This is a genomic window from Cytophagales bacterium (assembly GCA_033344775.1).
In the GTDB taxonomy this organism is placed as follows: Bacteria; Bacteroidota; Bacteroidia; order Cytophagales; family Cyclobacteriaceae; genus JAWPMT01.
Window position 1 is genome coordinate 929,773 of the sequence record JAWPMT010000004.1, and the last position, 15,961, is coordinate 945,733.

Genomic DNA, 15,961 nt, shown 5'->3' on the forward strand with positions numbered 1-15,961 from the left:
AATCAACCTAACGTGATATTGTAGCACTCTGGGCACTCCTTTTTCTTACCAAACAAAAACGACTTAATGAGGTGCACATTTCTCGTAAGTGGCAACTTCTTCGGATATGGTCGGTATTTCGTATTAGAAAGCTGAATAAAATCGTCCATGGTAGAGCCCAATGCGATGAACGTGACGGTTGGATTGAGTTCATACCAATTTCGGATCAGCACCTTGGCCAGCATGCCACACATAAGGATCACAAACGAACCCTCGGGGAATTTACGATCTTTCAGATTATCGTATTCTTTATGCGAATTGACAAATGGGATTTTGATCTTATTTTCTTCCTTCACAGTCACACCCAGGTTTTCCAGGATATCAAGTTTTTGGTAATCGTTCATCACGAAATACATCTCACGATGTATCATTTGTGAAATGATCTGCGGCAGATAAAAGAGGTTATGATGAAAAACCATCGCCCCTATCTTACCTACATAATCACCCATAAGTTCATCGGCTACCTTCCTCCGGGGAGCTGCACAAGTAGAGCAACTAACACCAATAAAGTAGTTTTCTTGTTGGTACTTAATGGAGTCTAAAAGCCTTTCTGCCAGGGGAATGTCATATTGATCCTGAATCCGACCATTCCAGGTTTTCTTATGATCATCGTTGAGGTATTTCCTAATGAAGTTAAGTTCGCCATCATTGAAGTGCGCAAATGTAAAGGCCTTCCCTGTTTTCAAAAATGCAAGAAACTTTTGCATGGTCTCCTCATAATCCGGATTTTTATGCTTCTCAAATCTGAAGGTCTGACGCTGATTGATTGAGAACCGATTGACGATAAAAACAAGGATAAATCGCCAAAAGGCAATCTTGTAAGAAATCCAGCTTTTGAACGCATTCCCAAACCCTGAAGAACCCTTAAAGTCTACATCGGCGGCATATTCCCTGGGAACTGTCACTACACCTGGATTAGTCCCAGTACGTGTATTTTTGAAACTATTGCTCTTAGCATCAAACTTCAGTCCTCGAACTTTTTTACGTACATAACTACCTTTCGCACTTCGTTCAACCTCTGCCAAGGCCACAAAATGGTCCATCACCCAATTGAAATACGGCAATTTCGTAGCACCAAGACTACCTCTGGTAGCTGCCAATATTTGCTGATCACCATCTACAGCGATCTTGTGAGCTGACGTCCTTATTTCGAGAAATACATCCAAATAATATCTCGTGAAATACAAATCATTTTTAGACGCGCCATTTGACAGATGGTAGGCACTATTGATGTCTCGGGTCAAATCCCTAACAGCCCCTACTTCTCCGATAAAAGCATCTGAATCCAGATAATTGTATTTGTGATTCCTTGGATAGAATTTCCAGTGATAATATTGCAGGGGACCATCGGGATAATTGAAGTTAGCATCCGCAGCAAATAGCACATCGGCATCCTGTTGTTGAAACTTCTCCACCAATGCCTCAGGCTTACCTGTCAGATGAGTCCCTACACCATTTACCACCAGAATCAGAGATTTCTCTTGCAAGCGGCTTTCTCCAAGAAATTCATGCAGCCGAACCACTTTTAGTTTCTCTGTCCATACGTCTTCGGCCAACGTCAACTCGTGCAAAGCCACCTCATGACTATCACAATAGGATTTCAATTCCTCGGACAAAGGATATTGCAAACTTGAAAATGCTACAATACTTAAATTCATATTGATGGATTTAGGAATGAAAATTGAGCGGCATACTCATACATCCCTCTATGTTTGGGTCCTGGAAAATGGAAAATATAGGGCTTAGAACCCGTAAAATTATTTTTTAGTTCGTCGTTAGTGACGGTAAATCGATCGGGCTGAGAAAACTTACCATAGCTGGTAAATATGTCGTGATTGTAATCCAGCTGAATGGAATCGGGATACTTAACAAAGTGCTTGTGCAAATTGACTTGATCGCTGCGCATCTTGCCATTGATCCCTGAGGCCTGGAAAAGTTCAAGGATTTTTCCTGCATACCCCATGTAACCCCCGGAATTAAGGTAGCGGTACTTTTTGTACTTCGACTGACTCGCAGGATAGCGGTAATAGTAATACCGGTTCCAAAACAAGTGTGGAACACCCTGGATACGGAAGTAATAATTGTCTTCTGAAGAAAAAAGGATGGGGTGATTGAAGGATTTGAATTCCTGCTCAAGATCCGAAACATCCTTCACAAAATAGCTATCATAAGCATCTGTAAAAAAAATGATCTCTTCAGGATCTTGCGCTTTGAGGAATTGGGTCAGGTAGATGATTTTGGTCCCATTTCCCTGATAGGGTTGATTGAAACCAAGCACTTCCAACTCGATCCCAAAATGGTCGCAGGACTGCTTGAGCAAACGCAAGCCATTATTTTCCTGAGTAGCTACAGTCACAAATTTCATGAGTCGACTAATATTTTTTGGAAGACTTGCTCGTATTGAGTGGCCATATTTTCCCAGGAAGAAGCGTTTTCAATGGTATAATTTCGGTATTCTTCGGCCAAAGCTAACCTTTTCCCATCATCGGCCAGCAAATCTTTGATGGTCCGCAACCACAGATCCACATTGCCTGGCTCTAGCAAAATACCGTTTTTATCTTCTGTTATGGCAGAAGGGATGCCATCCACTCTGGAGGCAACACTCAACGTGCCAGACATGACTGCCTCCAATGCCACCAAACCAAAACCTTCGTAATCACCGGGAACGGAAAGGTTCGGCATCACAAATAGATCCGCTAACATCAATGTCTGAGCCACTTCATCATTGTCCAGGTCCGACACATGAAATACCCGATCACCCAAATTCAATTCAGTGATCTTTTCATGGACTGTGATTTCATCAAGCGGCTTTCCCTCTAAGAGCACCAAGGTATTCCATAAAGCACCAGGTAACATTTTTTCCGTCCTACGAACCGTATCGTGATCACCCAGCGTAGGACCGATAATGATGTAAATGACATCTTCTAATTGAGGGATAATATGTTCAACCATCCAGGAAAATCCTTTGCGCTTCACACTGCGACCGATAGAAACTAAAACTTTCTTCCCTTCAAAATCTACTCTTAGCTTTTTTGCCAGATGAGCCTTGAAAGCAACATCGGGTTCCAATGGTTTGAAATCAGGGTCAAAACCATTTTTCACGGTGAAAACACGTTCCGGCATCACATCCCTTTTCTTGATTTCTTCGGTGGTGCCATCGCTTACCGCGATTACTGCGGCACTCCTGTTCAAGTATTTCCGAACCCACTTTTGATAAAAACCCAGTGGAAAAACCACATCAAGTCCATGGATAGTTACAGCAATGGGTTTTTGGGTCATCCAGAAAAGTGGCGTGAGAAAGAAAGCCATTAACCCGTCATTGGCATACACCAAATCGATATTCGGATAACGCTTCAAAATACTTCTGGCCCTGAAGCTCACCCATATCAGGAAGCCTAGTTTGGAGGTGCCGTGTTCATGGATGAGATGATGGACTTTGTTGTTCTTCTTAAGGCCTTTCACCAATTCAAAACACTGCTTTTGCATGCCTCCGATCGAAGGTGGGTATTTGTGTGAAATGACCAGAATTTCCATCAGCGCGCAAAATTAAACATTGTTAAGGGTAGAAAGGTACAAGGACCTAAAATTCAGTGTATCTGCCCCGGGATCAGGATTTAGGAACCACGGAAACCTGCTGGGCCACTTGCTGACTTACAAAGCAATTATTGTCTGCACATGTCAATAGTACAGAGCCGTCGAATTGATTCACTTTTTGTATTTGAATATCTGCCCCGAGTTTCAGTCCGATTTCATCGAAGTAGCGTAAAAAATCAGGTTCTTGATTGTGAACAATGCTTAGTCGGCCAGCCCCGCCAGTTTGCATCTCGGATAACAATACCTGACGTTCAGGTAGAATTACCCCGTCCTTATCGGGAATTGGCTCACCATGAGGATCCGTTTTAGGAAACCCCAATAGCTTATCAATCCGATCAATGAGGTCGTGGGAATTGATATGCTCCAGTTGCTCTGCCAGGTCGTGCACTTCGTCCCAACTGTATTCCAGTCGCTCTACCAAGAAAGTCTCCCAAAGTCTGTGCCGGCGTATGATCTTCAAGGCCACCCGCTCACCTACTTCCGTCAGCTTTACACCTTTCGACCGCTTGTACTCCAGCAGCTCCTTCTCATGCATCTTTTTCACCATTTCAGATACAGAAGCCGGATTAATACTCAGGTACCCTGACAATTCAGAGGTACTGATAAAATTATCGTGCCGCTGCTGGAGGCTATATACTGCTTTGAGGTAATTCTCGGTACTTTCCGAATGCATACCTCAAAATTAAATCAAAATAGCACTAAGAATATTTTTAGGCTTGCCTAATTTACCGATTAGCTATACCTTTGAGTTATCTTAAGGATAGCAATGAGATTACTATTAGCCATAGCCCTATTAATGAGCCTTTCGGGATTTGCTCAAACTACCCAAGTATTGGAAGGAAAAGTGGTTGCTGAAGAAGGGCCTATTCCCGGCGCAACGATCCGCATATTGGATACGGACTTTGCCACCGTTACAGACGTAGCAGGAGTATTTCGTATCTCCGATATCCCCAATGGGTCTTATAAAATTGAAATAAGATCAGTGGGATTCAAGAGTCAGATCATCGATATCTATCTCAATAAGAACATCATTGATCTGGCAGTGGAAATGGAGGAAAGCACCCTCGACATGGATGCCGTGGTGGTCACAGGAACCATGCAGCCCACCTTTGTTACGCAATCGCCCATCAAAGTAGATGTCATCACCAGTAAACACCTGAATACCTACATCCCCATGGCTGCTTCCAGTATTGTGGAAGGCATCACATTAGTCAATGGCGTTCAGGAAGTCGTCGCCTGTGGGGTGTGTTTCACAAACAGTATCAGCATCAATGGGTTACCTGGCCCGTATACCGCTATCCTGATGGACGGTACGCCGATCTATGGAAATCTTGCTTCGGTTTATGGTCTCAATGGTATACCGAGTATGATCATTGATCGGTTCGAAGTGATCAAAGGACCAAGCTCCACTTTGTATGGTTCTGAGGCAGTCGCTGGAGTGATCAATATCATCACCAAAGATCCGGAAGGTCAACCATTGGTCGCTGCTGATGTCATGGCAACCTCACATAGGGAATCATTTGGAAATTTTGCGGTTGCGCCAAAAATCGGCAAGTCCAAAGGGTTCATAGGACTGAATTATGCCTTCATCAATGACTTTACTGACAGGAATGATGATGGTTTTGGAGACAACATCAACCTGGATCGCATTTCGCTTTTCTCCAAATGGAACATTCATCGCAGATCAGGTAAGCAATTCAGCATCGCGGCAAAGTATTATTATGAAGATCGTAGAAATGGCGTAGCAGAATTTTTAAGGGACCGAAACTATCGAACGCTTCGTGGCAGTGATCAGATCTATGGAGAAAGCATTTATACCAATCGTTTTGAGGTCTTTGGTTCTTACGAATTACCCGTCAGCGAAAATATCAAAATAGACTACTCCCTAAGTGGGCATGATCAAAACAGCTTCTACGGTTCAGATTTCTATGAGGCCCAACAGCAGATCGCATTTGCTAACCTGGTTTGGAATAAAAGACTGAAAGATCATCACCTTACTTCAGGTTTTACTTCACGATATCAATCCTACGATGACAACACCGTGGCTACGGAAAGTGAAATCAACTCCACTGTGGTCAACGATCCAGACCGACAATACATCCCAGGCATCTTTGCGCAAGATGAATGGGAAATTAATCCCCGGTTCACCGTGTTGGCTGGGGCTCGACTGGATCATTACAAAAGACATGGCCTGATTGCTGCACCAAGGTTGAACTTGAAGGTAGACTTAAATGAATGGACCTCTTTGCGATCAAATTTCGGCACAGGATTCAGAGTCGTAAATCTATTTACTGAAGACCATGCTTTCATCACAGGGCAACGTGAAGTCGTGATTGCGGAAGAATTGAATCCGGAAGAGTCTTACAATGCTTCTTTAAACCTGAATCATGTATTTGTGCTCGGGCCTATTCAGGGCATGATAGACATTGACGCGTTTTATACGTATTTCACCAATAAGATCATACCGGATTATGAAAATCCTACGCAGATCATCTATGCCAATGCCGCGGGGCATGCAGTCAGTCGTGGAATAGGATTCAATGTAAATTCCGAATTTACCTTCCCTTTATCAGTGAACATTGGAATGAATTTTCAGGACGTAACCGAAACAGAACCGGATGGGAACGGAATCAACCAAACCCGAAACATAGAATTTGCCCCAAATTGGACAGGGATTCTCACCGCCAATTATCAATTCAAAAAAGAAGGACTTTCCCTGGCTTATACCTGGCGATCTACAGGTCCAATGACATTACCTGAAGTGTTCGATTTGGATGCTACAGGAAATCCACTAGCTGATTCTCGAGCTACAATATCGGAAGCATTCGTTATTCACAATTTGCAAATCACGAAGACTTTAGGAGCAAAATTTTCACTGTATGGAGGCGTCCAAAACATCTTCGATTTTGTGCAACCAGGTTCGCCCCTGATCGGCTTCAATGATCCTAATGCCAATCCTGGTTTTAGTGACAGTTTCGATACGTCATATGCCTTCGCTCCTATTCATGGGCGTGAATTTTATATAGGCCTGAACTGGAGTTTGAAGTAAATCAACCCTCTGCCAACGCTCTTGAAATATCAATCCTTAGCGCCTGAATAGCCGGAATGACGGAGGCTACAAATCCAATCGCCATACATGCTCCAAACAAGTAATATTCTTGCGAGAGAATGGCCAGGTTATTGAAATCAAAATGGAAACGCTCTTCTGCCAGACCAGAAACGATCAACAATCCTGCACGACTGGTCAGTGTTCCTAAAATAATCCCGAGAACAGCAAGGAACACTCCTTCCAACACGACCATCAAAAATAATTGTCGTGCAGTCGCACCATAAGATCTCATCAAGGCCATTTCGTAGCGGCGCTCTTTGATCGCATTGTACAGACTGATGAAAATACTGATCGCAGAAACGATCATGACCAGATAGGCAATGAGATTCAAGGTATCGATCCCTACGCCCATCAATCCAATCAATCTACTCATTTCAAAAGAAGGAACAGCCGCCTGCATGTTGGTTTCTTCATTGACCATTCTGGGCAAGCGAATGATACCCATAGGCCCACGAAATTTGATGAGCATGGCTGTGATCTGAGGATCATCATCTGCTTCAGCTCCATCATGATTGTGGACATCCCAAATGCTTTCGGTAGCAGTAAGGAGCAATTGATCAACCACAGAATTGGATCTTTCTAACACACCCACCACCTTGAACTGTGAATGATCATGTACATCACCTCCTTCTGCGAATCCGTGTGCACTCGCAAATTCATCTCCTAATTTTAATCCGGTAGCAACCGCAATTTTTGAACCGATGACAACTTCCAGGGACTTCTGCCAGACTCTTCCCTCTTGTAAACTGGCATCATACAAATCCAGGTATTCAGAAGTAGTTCCAACGATACGGTATCCCCGATAGGAATCTCCATAAGAAAGCGGAATCCCTAGCGCGATAAGACGGTTCTTTTTCAATTCCTCGGCTTCGGCCAAACTGATATTCCCGGTCGGATTATCCACCTGAAAAACTGCTGACAAAATCAATTGAAGTGGGCTGCCCTTCGCCCCTACCACCATATCAATGCCGGTAATATTTTTCTTGAATTGTTCCTCCAACTGACTACTCATGAGCATCAGCAACGAAATCATCGCTACACCCAACATCAATAGAAGAATGCTCAAGCCTGTATTGAGTGGTTTGACCAACAGGTTTTTCCAGCTCAGCTTAAAAATATTCATAGGGCAATGCTGTTTTGAAATTGATCTTTCAACCTGGCGTCGTGGGTGATCACAATCAATGATGCTCCAACTTCCTCTGATTGGTCTTTTAACAATTGAATGACATTTGTGCAGTTTTCATCGTCCAGGCTGGAAGTAGGTTCGTCAGCGAGAATAACGGCTGGCTTATTCAACATCGCCATGGCAATAGAAGCACGCTGCTGTTGGCCCTGGCTGAGTTTATTTGGAGATTTATTCAATTGGTCTTGCATGTCCAATTGCGTCAACACCTCTTTTACACGAATTAGGTCCTGCTTCTTTCCGGCCAGGTATTGCACCAGAAACATATTTTCCTTAAGCGTCAGGGACTGAACGAAATGTGGTTTCTGATAAATCAGACCTACATGCTGCCCTCGGAATCGATCCAATTTGATTTTGGATAGTGCCGACAATTCCTGCGCTTCCACGACGACCTTCCCACTTTTGGGGCTGAGAATTCCTGCCAACAAGTGGAGCAAGGTGGTTTTTCCGACTCCAGACTTACCTAGCATCAGCAGGTGCTCCCCTTTGTCAAGGGAAATGTCCGGGAAAGCAAAAGACGTTTCTTTGGCATATTGAAACGTCAACGATTCAGTTTGGATCATCAACTACAGATTATTGTAATATTTAATCGTTTCGTTCAAGGCTTTGAAGTCCAGTTTTCCCTGAAACTCCTTTAAGTGATGAACGATGGCTAAAGCCTTGTTCAAGCGGCTATTGGTGTTTTTCACTTTCGCAACAATGTATATGAGGCTGCGTTGTTTTCCTTTTGTCAATGCATGAAAGTGGTCGCTGCCTTCATCGTCCTGATTTAGTAATTCTCTCAATTCATCGGGCATATCCAGCCCATACTCACTTGTATCTTTTTCTATGACCAACTCCACGCTAGCTCCGGCATATAACCCAAGCTTACCCACCAGCTTCTTATTCGTCATGATGAAATACCCCAATGGAGACGGCATCAGTGCAGCCTGGATGGTTTCCTGACCATTAATCGTGCAAATGATCCGGCGATCATTCCCTTCAATGAATTGTTCAGCTACCTCGTGGGATACAGGCATATGAAACCCCCAAATTGGGCTGTCCTGAAAGTGTTCAATGGTAGTGGAATATTTCATGCGCTTTGAGAGGCCTAAATTAATTAATCACCACAAAAATCACCTTTGGTAATCATTATGGATGCATGACATTATTTTTTTGTTACGGCAAGTAAAAATAGGCAGTTCTCCTCCTATTTTCGTGGCATGAAATCCCTGCCAATTATCCTAATCACTTTACTGCTATTTCAGTGCCAGCCGCCTACTGAAAAGAAGCATACTGCACCAGCAAACCCCAAAAGCTTTACGATCGCCTTTGGTTCTTGCAATGATCAAGACCTACCACAGCCCATGTGGGATGAGATCGTCGACGAACAGCCTGATCTTTGGATCTGGTTGGGAGATAATATCTATGGAGATTCCGAGATCGTGGATACGCTGATTGCCAAGTACAATCGGCAAATTGAAAATGAAGGCTATCAAAAATTATTGGCCAATACCCCCATCATAGGCACCTGGGACGACCATGACTATGGTAAAAATGATGGTGGAGAAGAATTTTTACCGAAAGAAGAAAGTCAGCAAGCCATGTTTGATTTCCTGGGGGTAGCCACTGATGACCCGGTTCGTGATAAAGCAGGTGTCTACAGCGCTCATTCTTATACGGTAGGGAGTGCCAAGGTAAAAGTGATCCTATTGGACTCCAGATATCACAGAGGTGCTCTTGAAAGAATCGATGAGGTTTACTATCCCAATGAAACAGGCACAGTCCTGGGAGAAGTACAATGGGCTTGGCTGGAAAATGAATTGACCAATTCGGACGCGGATATTCATTTAATTGGAAATGGCATTCAGGTGATTTCCATGGAACACCCTTTCGAGAAGTGGCAAAACTTCCCCAACGAACGTGAACGTCTATTTGAACTCGTTAAGAAGACACAGGCGCCTGGGGTGATCTTCCTTACCGGTGATCGTCACATTGCTGAAGTGTCTGAATTGGATTATGAAGGTGTCTCCTATTCACTTCGTGACATCACTTCCAGTGGGTTAACGCATTCTTATGAAGCAGCAGGTGCCGAGGTGAATAAGTACCGGATCAGCCCGCTAATAGGAATGAAAAACTATGGTGTGCTTACGTTTACTTTACAAGAGTCGAAATTGAAAGTTGACGCTAAGATCAAAGGCTTGAATGATACCACCTTTTTCCACAACCCATGGGAATATCCGGTAATTGGTAATTAAGCACGGTTAATCATTCGCTTCAGATCAATAAGCTGATCCATGGAAATGGCTGTTTGACGAAGTTGGGCTTTCGCTCGATGCATGTTCTGATCCGGGTGATTGATTTTGTAATATCTATCTCCCTGTAAAAAATCCGTCAGAAACCTTACCCCCATGATCAATGACATGAGCGGGATCGCCAGATGTAGCGTTTCTATTTCTTCTTTGGTCAAACTGTCTCGAGTAGCTTCAAGATACCCCACACTAAAGGCGTGAACCCGGTCCAGGTCCAATCCTACTAATTGCAAGTCTGCCTCGTCCTCAGGAGCAGTTGCACAAGCTGTTCGGATGGCATCACCCACATCATAATGGACCAACCCTGGCATTACGGTATCCAAATCGATAACGCATTGTGCCTTGCCATGCGCATCAAACAAGACATTATTAAGTTTGGTATCATTATGTGTCACTCGAATTGGCATATGAGGCACAAATTCGAAATCAGAGGATCGCATCAACTTTTGAACAAACGCTATCTCTTGCTCAACTCGGGACTTGATCAATTCATCCGCGACATCTACAGCGGATTTAAACTGCTGAAATCGCGAGGACAGGTCGTGAAAGTCAGGAATCGTCTCAACAAGTTTATCAGGCTCTAAACCACTTAAGCGATTTAAAAAATCTCCCAGCATTCGTCCACCTTCATATACCAGGTTCTCATCGGTCAAAGTATCGTAAGAAATCAATCCTTCTAGAAAGACAAAAACACGCCAGAAGGAACCTCCATATTCGAAATAAGCAGCTCCTTTTTTGGTAGGAACTAATGTCAGATTGATCCTTTCAGGTGATTTTTTTTTCAAAAAATTAGTGACGAGCTGGATGTTATTCATCATCCCCGTAACATCCTTAAAAACTTCGTGATTTATCTTTTGAAGCAGATAATCTGGAGCTCCTTTGTCTTTATTGATCACATGAAAGGTCTCATGGATATGTCCATTACCATGTGATGTGATTTGATTGATTCCCCCTTCGATTTGAAACTGATCGATGACTTCCTGAAGCTCCATGCCGCGCAACTTAGAAATTGCGGGCTAAGCATTCAACTTTAGCCAAAAAAATATTCGTCATTCCCAGCCTGTTCCCGGCCGGGAGGGGGGGGGGAATCTCAAGTTCATTTAGCAGTTCAAACCTTGAGATTCTGAACTACGTCAGAAATGACGTCAACACTAAAATTGATAGCCATAGAGTCAAAGAAAGATGAATTAATATCCGAAGTTTTAAGACTTTCACTGTGTTAACCTGAGATCTCCGTAAGTTGAAGTAATACGAATTCGCTTGGAAGCATGGCCTCCTCCGATTTTGGCTTCGTACGATTCTTTGTTTTGTTCTTTAGAATGAAGACTGTAATCAATATCTACCCCCAATGCCTTCATGGTCGCATATTGAAAGTCCGCTTGAAAGTCAGCTTTTAGCCCGTCATCCAGATCGATGCGATAACTACCGTAGTTTCCTTCAATATCGATGAATTCAAAATTTTCTGATACGTTATCAATGCTAAAATCTGAAGCGTGCCTGGCGAACATGTCCAGTGACTTCTCTAGCGATTCAATCACAAAATCAGTGTGTTGAATATTCACATCCATCTCTCCGACCGTGCCAAATTCAACCTCACCATGACGACTTCTCATATCAATGATTGATACACTTCCAATCTCTATTTCGGAATGTTGTTGATCCAATACAATGTCCTCTGCTTCATCCAGCGAGAACGAATTGACATGTTTCAGCACAATTTGCCCTTTTCCAAATCCTTTAATGTCCGCATTGACGAAAGCAAGTTTTAACTCACCCCCTGCAGCCAACTTCCCAGCTTTAAGGTCACCGTAACTTAAATCAACATCCACTTCACCCGAACGGTCATCCATATAGATGTCACCGTGTTCATTTTTAACATCCAGTTTATTCTCCCCTGGCAATTTAACGGTATAATTGACTTCAAAATCTTCATAGGAGCGAGTATTGACATCCAAATTGGTTCGCATGTAAATACCGTCACTCTGCTCATCAAACTCCACACTGATGTCATCCAGTAATTGCTGCAACCTGCTGTCAGACCTACTTTCCACAGAAACTTCTATCTCCACAGCAACATTTGACTCATCCCAGGTGGTCACATGCACCTGACCAAAGGAATTCTTTATGCTGATGATATCATTTTTATCCACCTCAAAGGTCTTATTGATGGTCTTGCTCTTCTCCCCACGGCTTGTATCAGCAGAGGTGTAAGCCATAAATATTAGCGCACAACTAAATAGAAGCAGCTTCCTCATCATGATAATCGTTAATTCTTTCTAAAATTTCTATTTGTCGATCCAGCACACGCATTCTTAATTGCAAATTGGAAATCATGGCATCAACCAATTTTTGATCACCGCTTTTAATTTCAAAAGTAGACTTCAATTCCAGGTATAGATCATGTAACTCATTGATATCATCCAGGAATTCACGATGCAAATCCCCTTGAATATCGTACGCGCCAATCTGCTCCTTGCGTTCAGCGATCAATTGACTGTAGAATTGTTCCGCCTCAACAAACTCCACTGATAAAGTAGTCGCAACGGACAATTGTTGGTCGGGTTGATCGATCCGGTCTACCATCAACACAATGGTTGAGACCAGGAAGAGCATCGCTGCTACCTTCCAGTACGACCACCACGAATTCTTTTGATCTTCTGGCAAGTCTTGCTCGATACGATCCCATAGACCTTCCGAAGGTGCTTCTGCATCGAAGGCTCCCTGATGTTGATTGATGAACTTTTCTAATTTGTCACCCATAATTCAATACTTTTCCCAGGATGTCCCTGAGCTTTTTCTTGGCCCGGTTGTACTGGGACTTGGAAGTCGATTCTGTGATCTCCAGTACGGTTGCAATTTCTTTATGATCAAATCCTTCTAACAGATACATCGTCAACACGGTTCTGAATCCCGTCGGCAATTCCGCAATGGCCTGCCTGACTAATTCCAGGTTCAAATCAGGCCCATCATCCTCATTCCACTCAAAGTAAAATTCTCCTTCGGACTCTGTAAGCAATTGTGTCTCTTTTCGTTGCTTGGTCCGGCTGATGGACTTATTCACCACGATCCGTTTCAGCCAGGCCCCAAAAGGCGCATCTTCCCGGTATTTATCCAGGTTTCTAAACGCACTCACAAATGCATCCTGCAAAATATCTTCTGCTTCTTCACGACTACCCAAAATTCTCAAGGCCGTGTTGAACATGGCTTTATTGTACAGTTGATAGATACGATATTGTGCCACGCGATCATTATCACGACACTTATCGATCAATTCCTGGTGAATATTCAACGTACTAGTAGCCAATTTCCTGTCAAATTCTTTTAAAAGACATATTAATCACGGCGCGGTTGCATAATGTATTCAATATCTTTTTAATCTTGGGTATGGAGAATGCTTTTATGATTGTCTTATAGGGGATGAAACAGTTTTCAATACTTTGGATATTGCTGTTGGCCTCGTTCATCAGCCTGGCACAGGAAACAGACACCTTACAAACAGAAACGGAAGTTAAAGAAGGATTTTGGTACGATATAACGTCACTCTACGTCGGAGTTGGTGTAGAAGCTGCCCCCACGACTGATGGCACTGAGCCATCTGTTCAGCTCCAATTGGGCGCAGAGTATAAGAAGTTTCATGTGGGCTTCACCATGCTCGATTATGTAGGAGAATACCAACAGCGACTGATCTTCCCCAATCAATTCGACATGCTGTATCGCCATGGCGGTGTTTACATCGGTCGCGACATCTGGCGTACCAACCTCATTCATATCAATGCTTTGCTACAATGGTCTCATGGCGATGTGGTATGGCAAAGGAACAGTACCGGTGAAGATGTATTTCGGGACAAAATGACTATCTGGCAACCTACCCTGCAATTAGAACTCAATCCCGAATTGCTGATCGCTGGATATGTCAATGTCGGGTACCGGCAAGTCAATGGCCTGGAATTACCAAGAATTACCTCAGACGACTTTTCGGGACTCGTAATACAGTTTGGTGTACGTCTGGGTCTTTTTAGAAAAACAAAAACAGTGAGCTCCGAGGATGAAGAAGGCAATTAATCTAATCGTGATCGCACTGCTATTCAGCAGTTGCTTTGTAGGAGAAGAAACGCCACCGGATCAGGACATCTGGGAATATGCTTTGCCTTCAGAAGTAGGCATGAGCGACGATCTATTGATCAATCTAGATACTATTACTTCTTTCGGCACATTCGAACCTATTCGGTCCATGATCATCGTCAAGGATGACAAACTCGTCTTTGAAAATTATTATGTGGGCGATGACCGTAATTCAGGAAGAAGCTTATTGCGGAGTTCTCCGATCATTACCATCCTCGCCATCGGCATTGCGTTTGATGAAGGATGGATCCCTAGACTGGACATTCCTATCCAAAGTGTATTGGGTGATGAGTATGATGACATATTCGCAGCTAATGCGCTAAAAACCGGAATTACAATTGAAAACCTATTGACTCATAGAAGCGGTTTTTCGTGGAATGAAAACATCACTTCCCTTCAAAACTTCAACAATGACCTAAATCTTATTCTTAGTGAGAATGACATGGTCCGTTTCGTTCTCGAAAAAGACATGGAAGCCAATCCTGGGGTTCGATTCAATTACAATTCTGGTTCAGCCATCATTCTGGCCAAAATTGTAGAAGAGGTTTCAGGACAGCCCTTTACGGAATTTGTCGAGGAACGTATTTTCCAGCCACTGGGCATCACCGATTACCTCCTGACAACCGATCCGACTGGAAATGTGAATGCAGCCACCGGACTTAGCTTAAGAAACATTGACTTAACGAAAATTGGGTACCTGTACCTAAAAGAAGGTCTCTGGCAAAATGAAAGGATCGTATCCAGCCAATGGATAGAGACGGTGAGTTCACCACAATCTGTCATTACCAACAACGTGAACTACGGCTATTTCTGGCAGGTGTTTTCGGATAATATCACTTTTATCCCCTTATTACAGCCTAATGACACTTATTTCTTCTCTCAACACATTTATATCAATCCATCTCAAAACCTTCTTATTACCTTTAGCACCGAAAACATTGCATTGAATATCATTAGCAATCCGATGTTCCTCTACGGTGAAATCGTGAGGACACTGGTGCCATAAAGTATATGTCTGAACAAGACCTGATTGACTTTCAGCAAATCAAAAACGGGGATTTACGGGTTTACGAAAACTTCTTTCGGAAAAACTACGCGGAAATCGTTCGGTATGCTCACAAGTTTGTACGTGATAAACTCATTGCGGAAGAAATAGCGCAAGAAGTGTTCATGTACCTCTGGGAAAAGCGTGAAGTCATCAATGTTCAGAGTTCGCTGAAGAGCTATCTCTATTCTGCAACAAAAAACCGATCCATTAACTACTTAAAACTGGAATTGCCAAAAATTCAGGCACAAATGGATATCGGAGAATTTGAGATCGGAATCCATTCTGAGTATGTAGAAAAGGACCGTAGCCAATACATTGAAAAAGCGGTGAAGGCCGCGATCGATGATCTTCCTAAAAAATGCAGGGAGATTTTCGTGCTCAGCCGAAATGCCGGATTGACTTACGATGAAATTGCCGAGGACATGGACCTCTCTAAAAAAACTGTGGAGAATCAAATGGGGATCGCCCTTAAGAAATTACGAGAGTCTCTGAGGCCCGTGATGGAAATATTGAAAAAAAGTTGAAAAAAGTGAAACATTTTTTAGGGGTGCCTTCCAATTGAATTGACCTGTCTG

At 43.2% G+C, this 15,961-nt stretch carries 16 protein-coding genes; 5 read left to right on the forward strand and 11 right to left on the reverse strand.

Going from position 1 to position 15,961, the window contains the following annotated elements:
• Window positions 1–2: 2 nt before the first annotated feature.
• The 4 genes from R8G66_12685 to R8G66_12700 form a co-directional block, all read right to left on the reverse strand.
• Entirely contained in the window at window positions 3–1,697 is a 1,695-nt protein-coding gene (locus R8G66_12685) for a hypothetical protein (protein ID MDW3193221.1), read from the reverse strand.
• Entirely contained in the window at window positions 1,694–2,404 is a 711-nt protein-coding gene (locus R8G66_12690; GenBank protein ID MDW3193222.1) for a hypothetical protein, read from the reverse strand. Before R8G66_12690 ends, R8G66_12685 begins: the two co-directional genes overlap by 4 nt.
• Window positions 2,401–3,573: a glycosyltransferase family 4 protein gene (locus R8G66_12695; GenBank protein MDW3193223.1), complete on the reverse strand. Its 1,173-nt coding sequence runs from the start codon at window positions 3,571–3,573 to the stop codon at window positions 2,401–2,403. Before R8G66_12695 ends, R8G66_12690 begins: the two co-directional genes overlap by 4 nt.
• 73 nt (window positions 3,574–3,646) lie before the next feature.
• A complete protein-coding gene (locus R8G66_12700; protein ID MDW3193224.1) occupies window positions 3,647–4,306 on the reverse strand; it encodes a metal-dependent transcriptional regulator in 660 nt (219 codons plus the stop codon).
• 93 nt (window positions 4,307–4,399) lie between these two features.
• Between R8G66_12700 and R8G66_12705 the strand changes: the two genes are divergently transcribed.
• On the forward strand, window positions 4,400–6,682 hold the full coding sequence (locus R8G66_12705) for a TonB-dependent receptor (protein ID MDW3193225.1): 2,283 nt from the start codon (window positions 4,400–4,402) through the stop codon (window positions 6,680–6,682).
• Between the two features lies 1 nt (window position 6,683).
• Here the strand turns inward: R8G66_12705 and R8G66_12710 are convergent, their stop codons facing one another.
• Genes R8G66_12710 through R8G66_12720 form a run of 3 tightly spaced genes read right to left on the reverse strand, consistent with a single transcriptional unit; the run spans window position 6,684 to window position 9,001 of the window.
• Window positions 6,684–7,865, reverse strand: a complete 1,182-nt coding sequence (locus tag R8G66_12710) for an FtsX-like permease family protein (protein ID MDW3193226.1) — start codon at window positions 7,863–7,865, stop codon at window positions 6,684–6,686.
• Window positions 7,862–8,488, reverse strand: a complete 627-nt coding sequence (locus tag R8G66_12715; GenBank protein MDW3193227.1) for an ATP-binding cassette domain-containing protein — start codon at window positions 8,486–8,488, stop codon at window positions 7,862–7,864. The genes R8G66_12710 and R8G66_12715 overlap by 4 nt, the downstream gene beginning before the upstream one ends.
• Window positions 8,489–8,491: 3 nt before the next feature.
• The gene (locus R8G66_12720) at window positions 8,492–9,001 is read right to left on the reverse strand and encodes a YdeI/OmpD-associated family protein (GenBank protein ID MDW3193228.1); all 510 of its coding nucleotides are present in this window, start codon (window positions 8,999–9,001) and stop codon (window positions 8,492–8,494) included.
• 126 nt (window positions 9,002–9,127) lie between these two features.
• Here R8G66_12720 and R8G66_12725 point away from each other — a divergent pair, with 126 nt between their 5' ends.
• The gene (locus R8G66_12725) at window positions 9,128–10,162 is read left to right on the forward strand and encodes an alkaline phosphatase D family protein (protein ID MDW3193229.1); all 1,035 of its coding nucleotides are present in this window, start codon (window positions 9,128–9,130) and stop codon (window positions 10,160–10,162) included.
• On the opposite strand, the gene R8G66_12730 is transcribed toward R8G66_12725, so the two are convergent.
• The 4 genes from R8G66_12730 to R8G66_12745 all read right to left on the reverse strand — a co-directional run bounded on the left by R8G66_12730 (window position 10,159) and on the right by R8G66_12745 (window position 13,520).
• A complete protein-coding gene (locus R8G66_12730) occupies window positions 10,159–11,208 on the reverse strand; it encodes an aminoglycoside phosphotransferase family protein (GenBank protein ID MDW3193230.1) in 1,050 nt (349 codons plus the stop codon). The genes R8G66_12725 and R8G66_12730 overlap by 4 nt on opposite strands.
• A gap of 219 nt (window positions 11,209–11,427) precedes the next feature.
• Window positions 11,428–12,474 (reverse strand): DUF4097 family beta strand repeat-containing protein, encoded by a 1,047-nt coding sequence (locus R8G66_12735; protein MDW3193231.1) that lies wholly within the window; start codon window positions 12,472–12,474, stop codon window positions 11,428–11,430.
• The gene (locus R8G66_12740) at window positions 12,449–12,976 is read right to left on the reverse strand and encodes a hypothetical protein (GenBank protein ID MDW3193232.1); all 528 of its coding nucleotides are present in this window, start codon (window positions 12,974–12,976) and stop codon (window positions 12,449–12,451) included. The genes R8G66_12735 and R8G66_12740 overlap by 26 nt, the downstream gene beginning before the upstream one ends.
• Complete coding sequence (locus R8G66_12745) at window positions 12,969–13,520, reverse strand: sigma-70 family RNA polymerase sigma factor (GenBank protein MDW3193233.1); 552 nt, start codon at window positions 13,518–13,520, stop codon at window positions 12,969–12,971. The genes R8G66_12740 and R8G66_12745 overlap by 8 nt, the downstream gene beginning before the upstream one ends.
• Before the next feature lie 113 nt (window positions 13,521–13,633).
• Here R8G66_12745 and R8G66_12750 point away from each other — a divergent pair, with 113 nt between their 5' ends.
• From R8G66_12750 to R8G66_12760, 3 genes are read left to right on the forward strand one after another with little or no spacing between them, the layout of a single operon-like run.
• Complete coding sequence (locus R8G66_12750; protein ID MDW3193234.1) at window positions 13,634–14,278, forward strand: hypothetical protein; 645 nt, start codon at window positions 13,634–13,636, stop codon at window positions 14,276–14,278.
• The gene (locus tag R8G66_12755) at window positions 14,262–15,344 is read left to right on the forward strand and encodes a serine hydrolase (protein MDW3193235.1); all 1,083 of its coding nucleotides are present in this window, start codon (window positions 14,262–14,264) and stop codon (window positions 15,342–15,344) included. Before R8G66_12750 ends, R8G66_12755 begins: the two co-directional genes overlap by 17 nt.
• A gap of 5 nt (window positions 15,345–15,349) precedes the next feature.
• Window positions 15,350–15,910, forward strand: coding sequence for an RNA polymerase sigma-70 factor (locus R8G66_12760; protein MDW3193236.1), 561 nt, complete (start codon window positions 15,350–15,352; stop codon window positions 15,908–15,910).
• Window positions 15,911–15,961 lie beyond the last annotated feature (51 nt).

Bases quoted from the DNA above. Each gene is read 5' to 3' on its own strand.
- R8G66_12755 (MDW3193235.1), top strand. From the start codon at position 14,262: ATGAAGAAGGCAATTAATCTAATCGTGATCGCACTGCTATTCAGCAGT.
- R8G66_12750 (MDW3193234.1), top strand. From the start codon at position 13,634: ATGAAACAGTTTTCAATACTTTGGATATTGCTGTTGGCCTCGTTCATC.
- R8G66_12710 (MDW3193226.1), bottom strand. From the start codon at position 7,865: ATGAATATTTTTAAGCTGAGCTGGAAAAACCTGTTGGTCAAACCACTC.
- R8G66_12760 (MDW3193236.1), top strand. From the start codon at position 15,350: ATGTCTGAACAAGACCTGATTGACTTTCAGCAAATCAAAAACGGGGAT.
- R8G66_12695 (MDW3193223.1), bottom strand. From the start codon at position 3,573: ATGGAAATTCTGGTCATTTCACACAAATACCCACCTTCGATCGGAGGC.
- R8G66_12700 (MDW3193224.1), bottom strand. From the start codon at position 4,306: ATGCATTCGGAAAGTACCGAGAATTACCTCAAAGCAGTATATAGCCTC.
- R8G66_12715 (MDW3193227.1), bottom strand. From the start codon at position 8,488: ATGATCCAAACTGAATCGTTGACGTTTCAATATGCCAAAGAAACGTCT.
- R8G66_12705 (MDW3193225.1), top strand. From the start codon at position 4,400: ATGAGATTACTATTAGCCATAGCCCTATTAATGAGCCTTTCGGGATTT.
- R8G66_12725 (MDW3193229.1), top strand. From the start codon at position 9,128: ATGAAATCCCTGCCAATTATCCTAATCACTTTACTGCTATTTCAGTGC.
- R8G66_12690 (MDW3193222.1), bottom strand. From the start codon at position 2,404: ATGAAATTTGTGACTGTAGCTACTCAGGAAAATAATGGCTTGCGTTTG.
- R8G66_12720 (MDW3193228.1), bottom strand. From the start codon at position 9,001: ATGAAATATTCCACTACCATTGAACACTTTCAGGACAGCCCAATTTGG.
- R8G66_12735 (MDW3193231.1), bottom strand. From the start codon at position 12,474: ATGATGAGGAAGCTGCTTCTATTTAGTTGTGCGCTAATATTTATGGCT.
- R8G66_12740 (MDW3193232.1), bottom strand. From the start codon at position 12,976: ATGGGTGACAAATTAGAAAAGTTCATCAATCAACATCAGGGAGCCTTC.
- R8G66_12685 (MDW3193221.1), bottom strand. From the start codon at position 1,697: ATGAATTTAAGTATTGTAGCATTTTCAAGTTTGCAATATCCTTTGTCC.
- R8G66_12730 (MDW3193230.1), bottom strand. From the start codon at position 11,208: ATGGAGCTTCAGGAAGTCATCGATCAGTTTCAAATCGAAGGGGGAATC.